This is a genomic window from Virgibacillus xinjiangensis (assembly GCF_042643145.1).
Lineage (GTDB): Bacteria > Bacillota > Bacilli > Bacillales > Amphibacillaceae > Virgibacillus_O > Virgibacillus_O xinjiangensis.
This window is the reverse complement of the sequence record NZ_JBHRSA010000041.1, coordinates 24,726-40,328: the sequence shown is the minus strand read 5'-3', so window position 1 is coordinate 40,328 and position 15,603 is coordinate 24,726. Positions and strand designations below refer to the sequence as shown.

Sequence of the window (15,603 nt, the reverse complement as noted above, 5' to 3'; positions counted from 1 at the left end):
TATAAATAGGCGGAGGCGTCATTCCTGCTTTTTTAATGCACTTCTTCATATTTATGGTTGATGATGGAATAGATGATTTTCTTGGCCAGGTTCTTTATTTGTGAGTTCTTTCTGTATTGCACATAGACTTCATTGGGGATATTATGAATCTCCTTTATGTTGCGGACTTTCACTTCTGTTCGATATCTATTATCTATTCCCAACTCTGGAAGGATGCCAATGCCAATATTATTTGTGACAGCCCGCAGCATCATTTCATTATTTTCTACGTCAATGCGGGTGATATCTTGAGCAGCAATCAGCTGTTGGTCAATCAACTTCCATAATTCCGAATTCCGTCTGAAGCTGATGATGGTTTCACCAGAGAGATCTTCCACGTTGATTGTTTCCTTATCTGCTAGTGGGTGGCGATTTGGAAGCACAATAACAAGTTTATTATCAAACAAGTGTTCAGAAACGATGTCATGATTATTGGAAAGGATTTTACGAGTGAAAATCAAATCAACATCACCGGATAAAGCCCTTTCATTTAAACTGACAGAATCATGGCCTTCTATCACCTGCACCTCAATGTTACCTATGGATTTGATTGTTTTCAGCAACTCTATGATGAAGGAGTAGGAGTAACCGGGTGAGAATCCGACCTTGATCACCGGGTCTTTCACCATGTTTGTAATCTCTTTGGAGTGTTTAATGTAGATAAGTATATTTTTGGCATAGTCGATGAACATATTACCTTCTTCGGTCAAGTAGATCTCATGCCCGATCCTTTTAAACAACTGACATTGCAAGATCTCCTCTAGTGCTTTAATGCGAGAAGTAATGGTAGGCTGGGTTACATTGAGAATCACCGCAGCCTTTGAAAAGCTTCTATATTTTGAAACGGTAAGAAAAGTCTGTAGCTGGCTCTCATTCATTTCAATTCCTCCTGTATAGATGCTGTTATGCGGTAAGCGGTTTCATTTCAAACAGATGAAATACTACAAGCAGCCCTGTAGTATATTGTCGATCACCATTGATTTAAGAATGTAAAATGTAATAATTTGTGAAGTAAAATAGAATAATTCTAATATATCAGTCTATGAATCGGCAAATTTATCCATAATTCACCAGAATAAGTATATTATACAGCATTTTAAAAAGAATGTGTATAAAAATTTTTTTGACTAAATTGTGAAAACTAATAAAACATCAATTGGAATCTGAATTATCAAACATCTATAATGGAATCAAGCAAGGAAATCACGAGTAAATCTTCAAGTTATATATTTGTCCGGCAAAAGAGACAGAGTCTGATAAAAGATGTAAGTGGTTACAACCAAAGAGAAAAGCTCTTATTCCGGTAACACACATCAATTAGCTTACAGAATGCTGACCGACGATTGTAATAACATTGGACCAGGCAATCTTAATAACTAAAATTGCCCATGGCAGTCGATCAGTCCGTTTCTCCGATTGACGGGAAATGTGAGCGCTAACAGGTTCGGCTTTGATTTCTACCTAGTATCTTTCCTGTTAAAGAGAAGGGAAGTTGGGGCAAAATTCCTTGATGCAACCGTGGATTCCTTGTATATGATCCAATTGAAGATGACCTCCAACACTTCATAGAAAGAGACTGGATCAATGACCATAGCCAGGGGCCTAGGACTGACTGATCCCCTAAAAAGCACTATCCCATATATGGAGGAATGACGTATAGGAAATGGATGATCAACGGAATGGGCAGGTTATGATGGTGGAAATTGACGGTTCTCAACATCAGAACCAAGTGCTTGAATGACACAAATACTTAGATGGAGGGTGCTAAATGAACGAGATTGTTCGAGACTATCCTGAAAAAAATGAATTTCTTGTCCACCGCAGCGTATTCGCCGATAAAGAGATTCTTGCTTGGGAACGAGCGGAAATCTTCAATAAATGCTGGTTGTTTATCGGCCATGAGACAGAAGTTCCTGAACCAGGCGACTTCAAGCGGAAAAAAGTAGGAGGACGCAATCTACTGCTGGTCCACAGCCAAGACGGGGAAATAAGAGTTCTTTATAATACCTGTCCACACCGAGGTGCTCTGGTCTGCCGAGAAAACGAAGGCAACCAGCGAGTGTTCCGCTGCTTCTACCATGCTTGGAGTTTCAAGAATGATGGTACATTAGCCGGGATGCCTGGTAAGGATGGATTCCCTGATGACTTCAATGCTGATGGTGCGAAAGATATGAAAGCGGTTAAACGTGTGGACAGCTATCGTGGGTTCATGTTTGTAAACTTTGATGAGAATGCAATTTCTCTAGATGAATATCTTGCTGGTGCAAAGGAATATATCGATCTGGTTGCCGATCAATCAGAAGCCGGTCTAGAAGTTCTTGGTGGAGTGCAGGAATACAGTGTAAGGGCTAACTGGAAATTGCTGGCCGAGAACAGTGTAGATTTATATCACGGGATGCCGACCCATAAAACTTATTTCGATATTAAGCAAGGTCAAGATCCTAATCTGAAGAAGGTTCAATTAGAAGGGAAAGGGATCGACCTAGGAAACGGCCACGCAGTAATGGAATATGTCGCTCCTTGGGGCAGACCTGTTGCTCAATGGACTCCAATTTGGAGTGAGGACTTGAAACGCGATATGGAAAAAATAAAGGAACGGTTGGTAGAAAAACACGGTGAAGAGCGTGCCGATCGAATTGCCAATTATAACCGTAACATCATCATCTTCCCGAACTTGGTAATTAACGACATTATGGCAATCACCGCAAGAACCTTTTATCCAACTTCTCCGGGGTATATTGAAGTTTCCGGATATTCCCTCGCTCCTAAGGGTGAAGATCCAGAACATCGTTTGGCAAGGAACAACAACTTCCTGGAGTTCTTAGGGCCGGGCGGTTTCGCTACACCGGATGATAACGAAGCGCTGGAACTGTGCCAGGAAGCTTATACCAATAACTCGGATGTGGAGTGGAATGATATCTCTAAAGGCATGGTCAGAGGGGAAGAGAATGCCCTTGCGACTGATGAGCTGCAGATGAGAAGTTTCTGGAGACAATATAAAGAGAGAATAGAAGGAGTCTTGAATCAGGATAGGGAGGTTGCTTACAAATGACGGTAACAGCGGTAACCCAGCAGGATGTTGTCAATTTCCTTTATACGGAAGCAAAAATATTGGATGAGTGGCGGCTGCTAGAGTGGGCGGATCTATTCACTGACGACGCAACCTATATGGTTCCGCCCATCGGTGATCCGGAAGCCTCTCCTACTGAATCTTTATTCTATATCCATGACAACCGTTCCCGTCTGCAGGAAAGGGCGGAAAGACTGTTGAAGAAAGAGGCCCATGTGGAATATCCGCATTCTACGACTCTTAGAAACTATACCAATATCCTGGTCGATGACTTGGATTCCGATGTGATCAAAGTTGAGTGCAACTTCGCCACACATCGTACAAAACGTGAAGTGAGTGACACGTTCATCGGCAAGTCCTACTATGAGCTCGTACAGCAGGATGGCGGCCTGGCTATTAAAAATAAAAAAGTGATCCTGCACCTGGACAGTCTTCGTCCTCATGGAAAAATCAGCTTGATTCTGTAATGACAAACATTGTTTAGAGGTGGTGTAAGGATGAGTAATGAACCGGAAATATACGATATTACGATTATAGGCGGAGGACCGGTTGGTATGTTCACTGCATTCTATGCGGGAATGCGGCAGGCTAGTGTGAAAGTAATTGAAAGTCTGCCAGAATTAGGTGGACAGTTGGCAGCATTGTATCCCGATAAATATGTGTACGATGTTGCTGGATTTCCGAAGCTAAAAGCCAAGGATCTTGTAGAGAGTTTGAGCGAGCAAATGGACCAGTTTGAAAATGAAGTGTGTTTGGGTGAAGAGGTTCAGGAAGTTGTCAAGGAAGATGATATCTTTGAAATCACGACAAACAGTCAGACACATTATTCAAGAACCATTATCATTACGGCAGGTAATGGTGCTTTCAAACCGAGAAAAATGAATTTGGAAAATGAAGCCAATTTCGAAGGGAAAAACCTGCATTATAAAATTGAGGATATCAATGATTTCAAAGATAAAGAGGTCTGTGTCTTCGGTGGTGGAGACTCAGCAGTAGATTGGGCATTGATGCTGGAAAAACTTGCTTCGAATGTGACGCTCGTCCACCGCAGAGACAGGTTCCGGGCCCACGAGCACAGTGTAGAGCAATTGAAAGGTTCTTCGGTCAATATAATGACCCCTTATGTACCAAAAGGGCTTACTGGAGAATCTAAAATCGATTGCATCAGCCTGAAACAGGCCAAAGGAGATGCAATGGTGGATCTTGAGGCAGATGAATACCTTGTCAATTATGGCTTCATCTCCAATCTAGGACCGATCAACAATTGGGGATTGGAAATAGAAAAGAATTCTATTGTAGTAAATTCCAGAGCAGAAACGAATATCCCTGGAATTTATGCAGTCGGAGATATATCCACTTATCCAGGCAAGGTCAAACTGATGGCAACTGGATTTGGGGAAGCACCGATTGCGGTAAGTAATGCGAAGGTCTATATCGACCCGAATGAATCATTGGAGACGGCCCATAGTACATCCATTATGAGCCGAGAAAAGAAAAAGAAGAAAAAAGCAGTAACTGCCAATTAGCATATGGGCAATACCGATGTATTGCCCCGATTTACACATAATTACTTAAAAATTCAGGAGGTTATTATTATGTCAAAAACGACGGAAGAAATTATTACAGGTTCATCTGCACAGGAAAGACTGGAAAGTTATCTGAGAGCTGTTGCACATCTAGGTCACGTGGAAATCAGTGTCAATAATTTTGACAAGTCCCTATGGTTCTTTACCGAGGTACTAGGACTGGCCTTGACGGAAACAGATGGCGACACTGCCTATTTGAGAGCTTGGCAGGATTTTGACCACCATACCTTAGTACTGAGAAATTCGGACAAATCTGAAGTGAATCGGATGGCATGGCGTGTCAGCTCGGACGAATCCCTGAAGCTGTTTGAAAAGCAGTTGAAACTGATGAATATCGACTATACATGGGTAGAAGGCGGCAAAAAGAAAGCATTGGGGGATGCTCTTCATTTCAAATCCCCATCCGGTCTGCCAATTGAATTGTACTGGGAGAAAGAAAAGTTCGTGACAGATGATCCACAAGTTCAATCAAAACTGCCGAGCCATCCAAGCAAATATACAGCCAAGGGAGTTTCACCACGTCGTTTTGACCATGTAAACATCATCGTGGACGATGTGAAAAAGGAGCAGGAATGGTGGACAGATCTTCTTGGAATCCATCACCGCTACTATATCCAGAACCAGGAGGATGAGCGTCTGGGTTCCTGGTTGAGCCGTACCAACATTGCTCATGAAGTAGCATTGATGCGTAATTCCAACCAGAACGGCGCCGCGTTCCACCATCTGGCTTACTACCTGGATACTGGTGATGAACTGCTTCGTGCTGCCAACCTGATGGCTGAAAATGATATCAAGATTGAGTGGGGACCAGGTAAACACGGAACAAGTGGAGCACAGTTCATCTATGTGTTCGAGCCATCCGGCCATCGTGTGGAAATCTGGACCGGCGGATTCCTTATCTTCTCCCCGGACTGGGAGCCAATCGAATGGGTATCAGAAGTTGGTCAACTTGGCCTGGAAATGTGGGGAAGCACGCCGCCTGAGTCGTACTTCACTTACGGTACTAAATTAGGAGAGTAAACAAACTATGAGATAGATCACCAGGTGGTCTATCTCCCATTTCAAAATTATGAATGCTGGGAGAGGTCGTTGTGCCACAACCATTGAAAATCGATTTTCATACACATATCATTTCCGAGGAGTTTTTGAATTTAGCTGAGAAATATGGCGATGATCGGTGGCCCGTATTGGAAAAGACCTGTGACTGCGGAGCCAAGATCATGATCAAGGGTAAAAATTTCCGGGAGATTACCAACCATGCGTGGGATGCTGATGAGCGTATAAAGGACATGGATAAGGAAGGGATTGATATCCAAGTGCTTTCCCCGATTCCTGTGACCTTCAGCTATTGGGCTGACCCAGAACAAGGGTTGGAAATGGCGAGGTTCCAAAATGATTTCATTTCCTCCACTGTTAGCGAGCACCCGACAAGGCTGATGGGTCTCGGTACAGTCCCATTGCAGGATGTAGATGCAGCAATTGAAGAAATGGAGCGAGCGATCAACGAATTGGGCCTGAAGGGGATTGAAATCGGAAGTAATGTCAATGGAAAAAACCTGGATGACCCTGAATTGGAGCGCTTCTTCAAGGCTGCGAACGACAAGAAGATTCCTTTGTTTGTCCATCCATGGCAGACAGTAGGGAAGGAACGCATGCCACGCCATAATTTCATGTATATGGTCGGAATGCCATCAGAAACCGCATTGGCTGCAGGAAGCATCATTATGAGCGGCATGCTCGACAGATACCCGGATTTGAAAATCTGTTTCGCGCATGGCGGAGGGTCCCTTCCTTATCTGTTGCCTCGAATGGATAAGGGTTGGACTGTCTGGCCGCAAATCAGGAAAACGGAGCATCCGCCGAGCCACTATGCAAAACAATTGTATTACGATTCACTGGTGTACGAGGAAGATAATCTCCAGTTCATGATTGATAAATTCGGCGTGGATCAGATCATTGCCGGCTCGGACTATCCGTTTCTCTTGCGCGAGGCACCATCGGGTAAAGTGGTGGACCGAGTCGACAGCTTGAATGAGGAAGAGAAGGCAAAAATCCACGGACTGAATGCATTGAAGTTCTTGAACGTAAGGAAGGAAGAGTATACATCACCAAGTGTATTGACTGAAAAATAAAGGAGGAGATTATCGTGGCATTTGTAATAACAGATCCATGCAGTAATGAGAAGGCTGGTGAATGTGTAGGGATCTGCCCGGTCGATTGTATTGAAGAAGGACCCGATCAGTTCTTCATTGACCCCAATACCTGTATTGACTGTGGTGCCTGTGTAGCTGCCTGTCCGGTTAGTGCTATCGTTGATGAGCATGATCTGTCGGCAGATCAGGAAGATCAATTGGAAAAGGCAGAAGCATTTTTTGGTTAAGTAGAAGAAAAATATAAGAAGCATGAAATTCTGCACGACTGAGATTTATTTAAGATACCTGCTAATAGAAGTGATATCAAGGAGATGTTGTTAACGGCTGAACAACATCTCCTTTTTATATGGGAATAGGGAATAAGAGCACCTAAAGAAGTGTGGAGCAGAAAGGAGCTGCGCAGCTGTCCGGCGAATTGTACACTATTTTCGGACGGGGAGTTACTTCCTGCCAGCCTGTTGGTAGATGAAGGCAAAGGATAAAATGATCCCACTGCAAGCCGAAAGGCCAACTGCCACACCAAATAGGCCGCTGCCTGCCCAAGGATTGAAAGCAGCTGCTGCAATGGATGCTAGAAGCAATATAGCAGCAAGGCATCCACTTATGATTGATGGCAAGTAAGTTTTATTCGATTTAGACTGGAAATAGATGGTCATGAGCCCGAACAGTAAAATATAGAGCCCGGCTATCGTCTTGATATCCACCCATTCGGCCAGCATCTCTCCCGGCCGGAAGTTTCTGTCAGGTTCCGGAAGAGACAACCGTATTGGAACTGCCTTCTCTTTATTATTATCTACGGTCATCAGCTGATAGGCAGCTGGTTTTACGGGCCAATTGCTTTGTCCAAGAAAAATCAGCCGATTCTCCTGATGGAAAAAGACAGGAGAGGTAAGCGATGCCTCATAATTGGTTAATTTCTTCTTTTCTCCAGTATTAGTGTCCATTAGAAAAAGTTCATATTGGAAGGTGCCATTAGCTGACTTTCCCGCAACAGCCGTGTAGGCAAGTTGATCGCCTGCAGGAGAAAAAACCGGATGATAGATATCGCTCGGCAGATGCTCTGAGAGGTATGCCTCTTTTGTTTGATCTTCCAAGTGATATGCATACAAGCGTTGGTTTCCATCAAAGGAATTATAAAACACAGTACTGCCATCTGGAGATACAGAAAGTCCGTTCACCGAGAATGCATCCTCATCTGTCAGCTGTTGATGATTACCATCAATGGAAACAGAAAAAAGATCGACACCGTTCTCTTGCTGTCCCTCTGCTTTCCTAAGCTCCTCTGTCGGTATTGCTGTATAATAGATTGTCTCTCCATCGGGAGAGAATGCTGCACTGAAGACATGCGTTTTTTCATTGGTCAGTTTTGTTGTTTCACTGTCCTCTACATAAAGTAGATGTTGGATGTTCTCCCTGTTTGCGGCCAAATAGAACATAGCCTTGCCGTCAGGGGAGAATTGGGGAGAACGATGATGCATCCCATCTTCCGGCTCCGTCAATTTATCAATGGAACGGTCTTCTAAGCTGCCTGTATAGATTGCTTCTGATCCGTTCAGATAATAGGAGAAAGCGATGGTCTCATCATCCTGCGAGAGTGAGAGACCGTTGCCTAGTCCGGTGAAATTTTTATATCTGCTGTGATCGCCGAACATCGCATATACTGCAGAAGCTATCATTAAAAAGGCGACTGACCAAATGAATATTAAAAGTGTACGCTGTTTTCCGATGATACTCCCTCCTGCATGTCCGTTTTATGCATTTTACAACAAAGCGGCAAATAAATAAACATAATGGTTGGGCTTCTTACAACCCGCTATATAATCCAGCATATGTATCAACAGCCTCTTTCATTAAAACAATCCATAAAACAGAGGGAAGTCAGAAACTCATTTTCCCTTGGAAGAAGAGTTTCTGACTTCCCTTATCTGGCTTTAACTGTTTCAGTATTTTCTCGTCATCAGCTGAACACTTAGAAACGGAATAGCTGTATTCCCTAAAAGGCGATTCCTAAGTTTTCCCCGCCTGATTGGTCTCTGATTTGGCAAACCGTCTCTTTATCAGAGGCAGTGTGCATGTCGTATGACTGCTGGTATCTTTCATGTCCCTTACCAGTGATAATCACCCAGTCGCCAGAGCAGCATTTCTTGATTGCCTGTTTGATGGCAAGTGTGCGGTCAGCGATAATTCGTCCATTTTGCTGCCCAAATTCTTCTTGGAGTTCTTTCAATGTACCAATCATGTCACGGTAGGAAACCTTGTTCAGATCATCCAGTGTCAAAATATATTGATCGCTTAAGGAGGCACTGATTTGCAGCATCTGTCCTCTTTTGCTGATATCCCTGTTTCCTCGGAAACCGAATACATGAAGGACGCGATTGGCACTATATTGTCTCGCAGTCTTTAGGCAGTTTTCTATGGCATCTGCCGTATGCGCATAGTCGATGACAACGGTTGGTCCCTCCGGGATAGAAATTGTCTCAAACCGTCCGTCAATTCCTTTGAAATGAGGGAGTGATGCCGCCGCAACCTCTTTTTTCACACCCGCCAATAAGGCTGCAGCATAGGCTGAAATAGTATTATATACATTATGAACACCAGCAATAGGAGAGATGATGCTAGTCTCCGCAAATTCTTTGACTATAACGGTGGATGTTTCCATGTCGTACTCCATGATCTTTAAATCATTGTTATCTGTTTTGCCTGTTGTATAAACATTCTTTTCTCTTTGTTTAAGGATAGTAGCAAGTTTACTGCCCCAGCCATTATCTGTATTGATAATGGCATTTCCATGAATTTTCATATGATCGAACAAAGACATCTTCGCCTCAAAGTAACGATCCATTGTATGATGATAATCCAAATGTTCAGGATGGAGATTGGTGAACAGACACAAATCAAACAGGACACCTTCCAGCCTCCATTGGGATAAACCATGGGATGAAACTTCAACAATAGCGATGTCATCCTTGCTTTCAGCCAGCATTCTGTGCAGATCCAGAGAGTTTGGAGTGGTGTTTGTACTTTTTCTGGATTCACCGTTGATAATATTTTGGATGGTGCCGAAGACGGCACAGGAGTAACCAGCATACTCCAGTATATGTCTAAGCAAGTAACTCGTTGTGGTTTTTCCATTTGTCCCTGTGATGCCGATCATCTGTTTTTTATGAGATGGATTTTTATAAAAATTCCGGGCGAGGATACCTAATGCTTTTCTGCTGTTTTCCACTTGGAGATAGGGGACAGGCAAATTGGAAAATTCCTGTTCCCCAATAACTACACAAGCTCCTTTATTCAACGCATCCTGGATGTAGTCATGGCCATCTGAACGGTGTCCCTTTATAGCTACGAATATATAATTGTCGGAAATGTGGGCAGAGTTGTCAGCCAATCCTTCGATGGTTAATCGTTCTGCCTCTTTTTGCAGCTCGTTTTGTATTTCCAGCCCATTTAATAGGTGTGTCAGTCTCATGATTGTTCGGCTCCCTTAAGCGATGGTACTGTTAATTCCATGTTCTATGTACATTGGTGAAAATTTGAAGAGTAATTTATTATATGAAGCAACTGTTTTGCCCGTATAGGTTACCCGTCTTGGAAATAAATTGCCAAACCTCTGATATTTCAGGCTTCTACGTTGAGGGGCTGGTCCTATTGCAATTAGGTACGGAGCGTTTGCGAGATGAAAAATAAGCTTATATGTCATTAGTCTGAGTAAAAGGGGGGGCACTATACACAGTAGTCGGTAATAATAAATGGAAGTTCTGTTTGATTTATGCAACATAGCAGAGGAGGGTGGTATAGGTGCTGGGGGAGAAATAGTGTGCCGAGGGAAAAGATAATCTGTAGCTTATAGGAAAATATGTTCTGTTTCTGGGGTCCAACCTTTGGTACAATGGAAATGTACAATAAGGTTCCCATGGGTGGCGGTTTCACTCCCTGACTTTTATCCGGAAGGGGGGTGATGCCTTGTGACGGTATTTGAATCATTGGTTCTGATGATATCCTTTGGAACATTGATGGTTGCCATACTGTCTGAGCATAAAAAATAACCACCCATGAGCCTGGCGAGCATAGTGGGTGATTATTCTTCTTATTACTGTGTAAGCCGCCCCCCTTGGAGGGCTATTGTACGAGGGCCGTTAGTGTTCCAGCACTAACGGTCTTTCTATTACTTTATGCAGGCCTTTTGATTTTATTATACCCGATATATTCTGTAATTGAAACATGTGGCTGGTTATTACGAGAGATATTGGAATATAATAGCATCCTGTCTCATTTTAAAATTTCCATGATGAAATGAAGAAAGCCTTGGACGACAACAATTTCATGGAAAGAAGTACGAGTACTAATACTTTCATTAAATTTTCACATAGAAAAGGTAAGTTAAAGGCAGAAAGGTATTATAATGGGGGTACAATCATGGCTGCGGTCAGTAAATTATTTACCATTGGCATTATTCTTCTCAGCATTACAGCAGGACTGATATCCTATCGTTTTCTGGGTGAGCTGTCAAAGGAAAAAAAGAAAAAACATATGGAAGAACTAATCTCACAGCTGATCAATTTCGTCATCTTTATCTGGCTGGCCAAAATACTGCTGAATATCAGCCTGTTTATTAGTGACCCTTTGGTTGTGTTGGCCTACCCGGCCGGTTCCGACGCCTTCTATCTTGCTGTGGTGTTCAGTGCATCCCAGTTATTCTACAAATCGAGACAGGGGCATAGGGACATGCTCTCATTTATGGATGCGTTTGTGCATACATTTTTAGTGGCTTCGTTTGTGTATGAATTTATTCAGCTGGTTTGGAACGGAGATACGTATGCATTCGGCTATTTAAGTGTGCTCATCACACTGTTGGCTGTATATATTTTGATCCACGGATATGTCAAAACGGAGATTCTCCTAATGGTCATGCTCATTGGATGGACAGCTGGGATGATCCTTTTGTCCAGGCTGCAGCCCTTTGTCTCGGTGTTCGGGTATTTAATGGAAGAATGGTTCATTTTACTCTTTTTTATGACAAGTTTGATGGTGCTTATTTTCTGCCAGAGAAAGAAGGGATATTAATGGGAATTGAAGCAGATACGATATTACTTGCCGGGGTGCTTTTAGCTATAGGGGCCGGTGCGATTTCTTTTCTTTCCCCCTGTGTACTGCCTATATTTCCGGCATATATGTCGTATATAACCGGCATCAGTGTGAAAGAATTGCAAGGGAGTCATAACTTGAAAATCCGCAGGCAACTATTAAGTCATTCGGCATTCTTCCTGCTCGGAGTCTCACTTGTTTTCGTCAGTCTAGGAGCAGGTGCATCCTTTTTGGGACAGTGGATCCAGGACATGCTGCTAGGTGACTCTGGTCTTTTCTTGCAGCGGATAGCAGGTGTTTTCATTATCTTTATGGGGCTGTTTATCGGCGGCTGGGTCCAATTGAAAGGACTGATGAAGGAGAGACGTTTCCATCATTCAAAGAAGCCGGCGGGATATGCAGGTACGTTTTTCGTCGGACTAGGTTTTGCAGCAGGGTGGACACCGTGTATCGGTCCGATTTTCGGGTCCATTCTTCTTCTGGCAGCAAGCCACCCCGGCCAAGGGGTGTTCTATACAATAATGTATGTTATTGGATTTGCGTTGCCCTTCATTATTCTGACCTTTTTCCTGGGTTCCACCAGGTGGCTCGTCCGCCACAGCCAGATCATCATGAAGGTGGGCGGTGTTATCATGATCCTGATGGGACTGGTGCTGTTCTTCGGGTTGATGCCGCGCATATCAGGGTTTATCCTTGATTTAGTACAAGACACATGGCTGGCAAAATTAGGATAGAGGATGTGACTTCCAATGAGGAATGGAATAATAATCATGGTACTGATGGTTGGCATGGTCGGGTGGGCAGTATATGATTTTGCTTTTTCCGGACAAGAAGCAGCGGAAGAGGAGAATTTAGCGGAAAGTGATATGACAACTACCACGACGGGCCAAGCGGATGTGGAGGAAAAAGATGAAGAGGGAGTTCTCCCCGGTTATATGGCGCCAGACTTTGAGTTGACCACACTGGAAGGGGATACCGTCAAGTTATCCGACTACAGGGGAAAGCGAGTCATGCTGAATTTCTGGGCAACCTGGTGTCCACCGTGTCGTGATGAAATGCCGGATATGCAGAAACTATACGACAATAAAGAGGTGGAAGTGTTGGCGGTTGACCTGTTGGACACGGAGAAGAATAAATCAGATGTCGCCGATTTTGTAGAGGAACTGAAATTATCCTTTCCTATTCTGCTTGACGAGACTTCTGAGGTAGCCGATGAATATAAAGTGCAAGCGTACCCTACCACGTATATGATTGATTCAGAGGGTCGGATCCAATCCAGGATGATGGGTGCCATGAATTATGACATGATGGTGGAACGGCTGGAAGAGATGGAATAGGTGAAGACGGGATTTCCTTTAGGAAGTTCCGTTTTTTCTTATGCGGTAGAGGGAAGGGTTAGTTGGGGGATGAATTGTGGGAATAATACAGGCTAAATAAAAGTGAAAGAATAGAAGGAGCACTGCCATGAAAATTGTTGTCATTGCTGATACCCATATGTCCGAGAAGGGGACTTGGCTTCCCGAACGATTGGAAAATGAATTGAAAACGACGGATCTTATCATTCATGCAGGTGATTGGAAGGCACTAGGTGTATATCATATGTTATCCGGATATGCTGAAGTAAAAGGTGTTTATGGCAATGTGGATGGAGAAGATATACAAGAAGTGTTTCCGGAAAAACAGTTGGTTGAACTGAATGGGTACAAAATCGGTGTGGTCCATGGTCATGGAGAGAAGAAGACGACCGATAGGAGAGCCCTGGAGGCCTTTGAAAGAGACGAACCGGATATCATCATCTTTGGTCATTCCCATATTCCATTGCTGCGGTACTATAAAAAGAAATTGCTTTTGAATCCTGGATCACCAACAGATAAGCGTACGAATCCTTACTATTCCTTTGCCGTTCTTCAGCTAGGAAGGGAATTGAAGGCAGGGCATGTCTTTTATAAGGATAAGACATAAATCCAGGGATTGCTACAAGATTCACTTACCTAGTATATAAGGCGGTGGGATTTCTGCTTGTACTGGAAAATGGCGATAGATCAGATTTTGCTGCAGAAAGAACAGATATCTCTCATAATGGACGGTTTTATGGTAAGCATGCGATCGATTGCCCGGGAAATAAACTTGCTCCACGGAAGGGGATTTTGTCGACTTTTCAGAGGGGGGGTAAAAGGTTATATCACCCCATGTTCGATAGGGAATATTGGAAGGAGAAGCATTTTATACACCTGGTATGAGCGGCAATTGGTTGAAAATGAAAAGGCAGGGTATGGTTTCAGGATTGGAAGTGAGATGACAGTACACTTCCATTGAGTTTGCCCACGGTTTGTACTATCATTATAGATTGGATAGAGAATTGACAGAAAAGAAACACCTCGTTTACATAAGCAAGCTGTAATCCTTCAGCATGCATGGATATCATACAGATTATAAAGGAGCGCTTATAAGTGGAAATAGGAATCGATAAAATAGGTTTTTATGCACCTCATCTTTTTTTAGATATGAACAAGCTGGCCGTGGAGCGGAATGTTGAACCAGCCAAATTTACTATCGGAATCGGGCAAGAGAAAATGGCGGTACCACCAATTACTCAAGATTCCGTCACATTGGCAGCCAATGCAGCCTTGAACATTTTGGATGAAGAAGATCAGGAGAAAATTGATGTTGTCCTGTTTGGAACAGAAACGGGCATCGACCACTCCAAGTCAGGTGCAGTCTATGTTCACCGTTTGCTTGGCATAAACCCGAATGCGCGTGCAGTAGAAGTGAAACAGGCATGTTATGGAGCAACAGCAGCCATTCAGATGGCGAAGGGCCATATTGCTTTGAATCCAGAAAGCAGAGTCCTGGTTCTTGGTTCGGATATCGCGAGGTATGGCTTGAATACTGGCGGTGAAGCAACACAGGGGGCTGGAGCAGTCGCAATGATCATCAGTGCTGAACCTCGCGTAATGGCCTTTGAAGGACCGAGCGCTTATCTCACAGATGATATCATGGACTTCTGGCGTCCCGTATATTCTGATAAAGCTATGGTAGACGGGAAGTTCTCCAATGAACAATATATCTCCTTTTTCAGCAAAGTATGGGAACAGTATAAGAAAAAGACAGATTTGACATTGGCAGACTTTGAGGCTATCTGCTTCCACCTGCCTTATACGAAAATGGGCAAGAAGGCGTTGCGTGCAGTCATAGATGAGACGTCAGAAGCGGTACAGGAACGGTTGATGGAAAATTACCAAGTCAGCACCCAGTATAATCGTAATGTCGGAAATATCTATACAGGTTCACTGTACCTGAGTCTCCTTTCGCTCCTTGAAGAAAAAGCAGAGCTGGCGGAAGGGTCACTGGTCGGGTTATTCAGTTACGGCTCGGGTGCTGTCGGTGAATTTTTCGCAGGACGTCTCCAACCGAATTATCGAAAACACTTGTTCACTGAGCAGCACCAGGAACTGTTCGTCTCACGCAAAGAAATATCTGTGGAAGAGTATGAGGAAATTTTTGAAGAGACTCTTCCTTCTGACGGTAGGTCCATTGAATTGGATATCCATGAAGACCCTGCCGCCATCTGCTTATCCGGGATCAAGGAGCATTCAAGGCAATATATAAATAAACAGCGAGATGTAAGTACATGGAAAGGTGAAGAATCCCGCTGACTATAGTGAACAGC

At 43.5% G+C, this 15,603-nt stretch carries 15 protein-coding genes; 12 read left to right on the top strand and 3 right to left on the bottom strand.

Translation table 11 applies throughout. From position 1 onward, the window contains the following. Nucleotides 1-32: 32 nt before the first annotated feature. The gene (locus ACFOGI_RS09545; protein ID WP_390271773.1) at nucleotides 33-917 is read right to left on the bottom strand and encodes a LysR family transcriptional regulator; all 885 of its coding nucleotides are present in this window, start codon (nucleotides 915-917) and stop codon (nucleotides 33-35) included. A gap of 890 nt (nucleotides 918-1,807) precedes the next feature. On the opposite strand from ACFOGI_RS09545, the gene ACFOGI_RS09540 reads away from it, so the two are divergent. The 6 genes from ACFOGI_RS09540 to ACFOGI_RS09515 all read left to right on the top strand — a co-directional run bounded on the left by ACFOGI_RS09540 (nucleotide 1,808) and on the right by ACFOGI_RS09515 (nucleotide 7,075). Next, complete coding sequence (locus ACFOGI_RS09540) at nucleotides 1,808-3,091, top strand: aromatic ring-hydroxylating oxygenase subunit alpha (RefSeq protein WP_390271771.1); 1,284 nt, start codon at nucleotides 1,808-1,810, stop codon at nucleotides 3,089-3,091. Next, on the top strand, nucleotides 3,088-3,576 hold the full coding sequence (locus tag ACFOGI_RS09535) for an aromatic-ring-hydroxylating dioxygenase subunit beta (protein ID WP_390271769.1): 489 nt from the start codon (nucleotides 3,088-3,090) through the stop codon (nucleotides 3,574-3,576). The genes ACFOGI_RS09540 and ACFOGI_RS09535 overlap by 4 nt, the downstream gene beginning before the upstream one ends. Before the next feature lie 30 nt (nucleotides 3,577-3,606). Beyond that, the gene (locus tag ACFOGI_RS09530) at nucleotides 3,607-4,635 is read left to right on the top strand and encodes an NAD(P)/FAD-dependent oxidoreductase (protein ID WP_390271767.1); all 1,029 of its coding nucleotides are present in this window, start codon (nucleotides 3,607-3,609) and stop codon (nucleotides 4,633-4,635) included. A gap of 69 nt (nucleotides 4,636-4,704) precedes the next feature. Then, nucleotides 4,705-5,715, top strand: a complete 1,011-nt coding sequence (locus ACFOGI_RS09525) for a VOC family protein (protein ID WP_390271765.1) — start codon at nucleotides 4,705-4,707, stop codon at nucleotides 5,713-5,715. A gap of 83 nt (nucleotides 5,716-5,798) precedes the next feature. After that, nucleotides 5,799-6,827 (top strand): amidohydrolase family protein, encoded by a 1,029-nt coding sequence (locus tag ACFOGI_RS09520; protein WP_390272168.1) that lies wholly within the window; start codon nucleotides 5,799-5,801, stop codon nucleotides 6,825-6,827. A gap of 14 nt (nucleotides 6,828-6,841) precedes the next feature. Then, nucleotides 6,842-7,075, top strand: a complete 234-nt coding sequence (locus ACFOGI_RS09515; RefSeq protein ID WP_390271763.1) for an indolepyruvate ferredoxin oxidoreductase subunit alpha — start codon at nucleotides 6,842-6,844, stop codon at nucleotides 7,073-7,075. A 213-nt stretch (nucleotides 7,076-7,288) separates the two neighbouring features. On the opposite strand, the gene ACFOGI_RS09510 is transcribed toward ACFOGI_RS09515, so the two are convergent. Together ACFOGI_RS09510 and ACFOGI_RS09505 are read right to left on the bottom strand one after the other, a co-directional pair. Further along, a complete protein-coding gene (locus ACFOGI_RS09510; protein WP_390271761.1) occupies nucleotides 7,289-8,524 on the bottom strand; it encodes a TolB family protein in 1,236 nt (411 codons plus the stop codon). A 317-nt stretch (nucleotides 8,525-8,841) separates the two neighbouring features. After that, nucleotides 8,842-10,317, bottom strand: coding sequence for a UDP-N-acetylmuramoyl-L-alanyl-D-glutamate--2,6-diaminopimelate ligase (locus tag ACFOGI_RS09505; protein WP_390271759.1), 1,476 nt, complete (start codon nucleotides 10,315-10,317; stop codon nucleotides 8,842-8,844). Nucleotides 10,318-10,813: 496 nt separating this feature from the next. Here ACFOGI_RS09505 and ACFOGI_RS09500 point away from each other — a divergent pair, with 496 nt between their 5' ends. The 6 genes from ACFOGI_RS09500 (at nucleotide 10,814) to ACFOGI_RS09475 (ending at nucleotide 15,589) form a co-directional block, all read left to right on the top strand. Beyond that, the gene (locus ACFOGI_RS09500) at nucleotides 10,814-10,894 is read left to right on the top strand and encodes a putative holin-like toxin (RefSeq protein ID WP_390272166.1); all 81 of its coding nucleotides are present in this window, start codon (nucleotides 10,814-10,816) and stop codon (nucleotides 10,892-10,894) included. Nucleotides 10,895-11,264: 370 nt separating this feature from the next. Then, complete coding sequence (locus tag ACFOGI_RS09495; RefSeq protein ID WP_390271757.1) at nucleotides 11,265-11,912, top strand: hypothetical protein; 648 nt, start codon at nucleotides 11,265-11,267, stop codon at nucleotides 11,910-11,912. Further along, nucleotides 11,912-12,667 carry a cytochrome c biogenesis CcdA family protein gene (locus ACFOGI_RS09490; RefSeq protein WP_390271755.1) on the top strand — a complete coding sequence of 252 codons (756 nt, stop codon included), beginning with the start codon at nucleotides 11,912-11,914 and terminating at the stop codon, nucleotides 12,665-12,667. Before ACFOGI_RS09495 ends, ACFOGI_RS09490 begins: the two co-directional genes overlap by 1 nt. Nucleotides 12,668-12,682: 15 nt before the next feature. Further along, nucleotides 12,683-13,270, top strand: coding sequence for a TlpA family protein disulfide reductase (locus tag ACFOGI_RS09485; protein WP_390271753.1), 588 nt, complete (start codon nucleotides 12,683-12,685; stop codon nucleotides 13,268-13,270). Between the two features lie 127 nt (nucleotides 13,271-13,397). Continuing rightward, on the top strand, nucleotides 13,398-13,895 hold the full coding sequence (locus ACFOGI_RS09480; protein WP_390271752.1) for a metallophosphoesterase family protein: 498 nt from the start codon (nucleotides 13,398-13,400) through the stop codon (nucleotides 13,893-13,895). Between the two features lie 488 nt (nucleotides 13,896-14,383). Beyond that, nucleotides 14,384-15,589, top strand: coding sequence for a hydroxymethylglutaryl-CoA synthase (locus ACFOGI_RS09475; protein ID WP_390271750.1), 1,206 nt, complete (start codon nucleotides 14,384-14,386; stop codon nucleotides 15,587-15,589). Nucleotides 15,590-15,603: the final 14 nt, after the last annotated feature.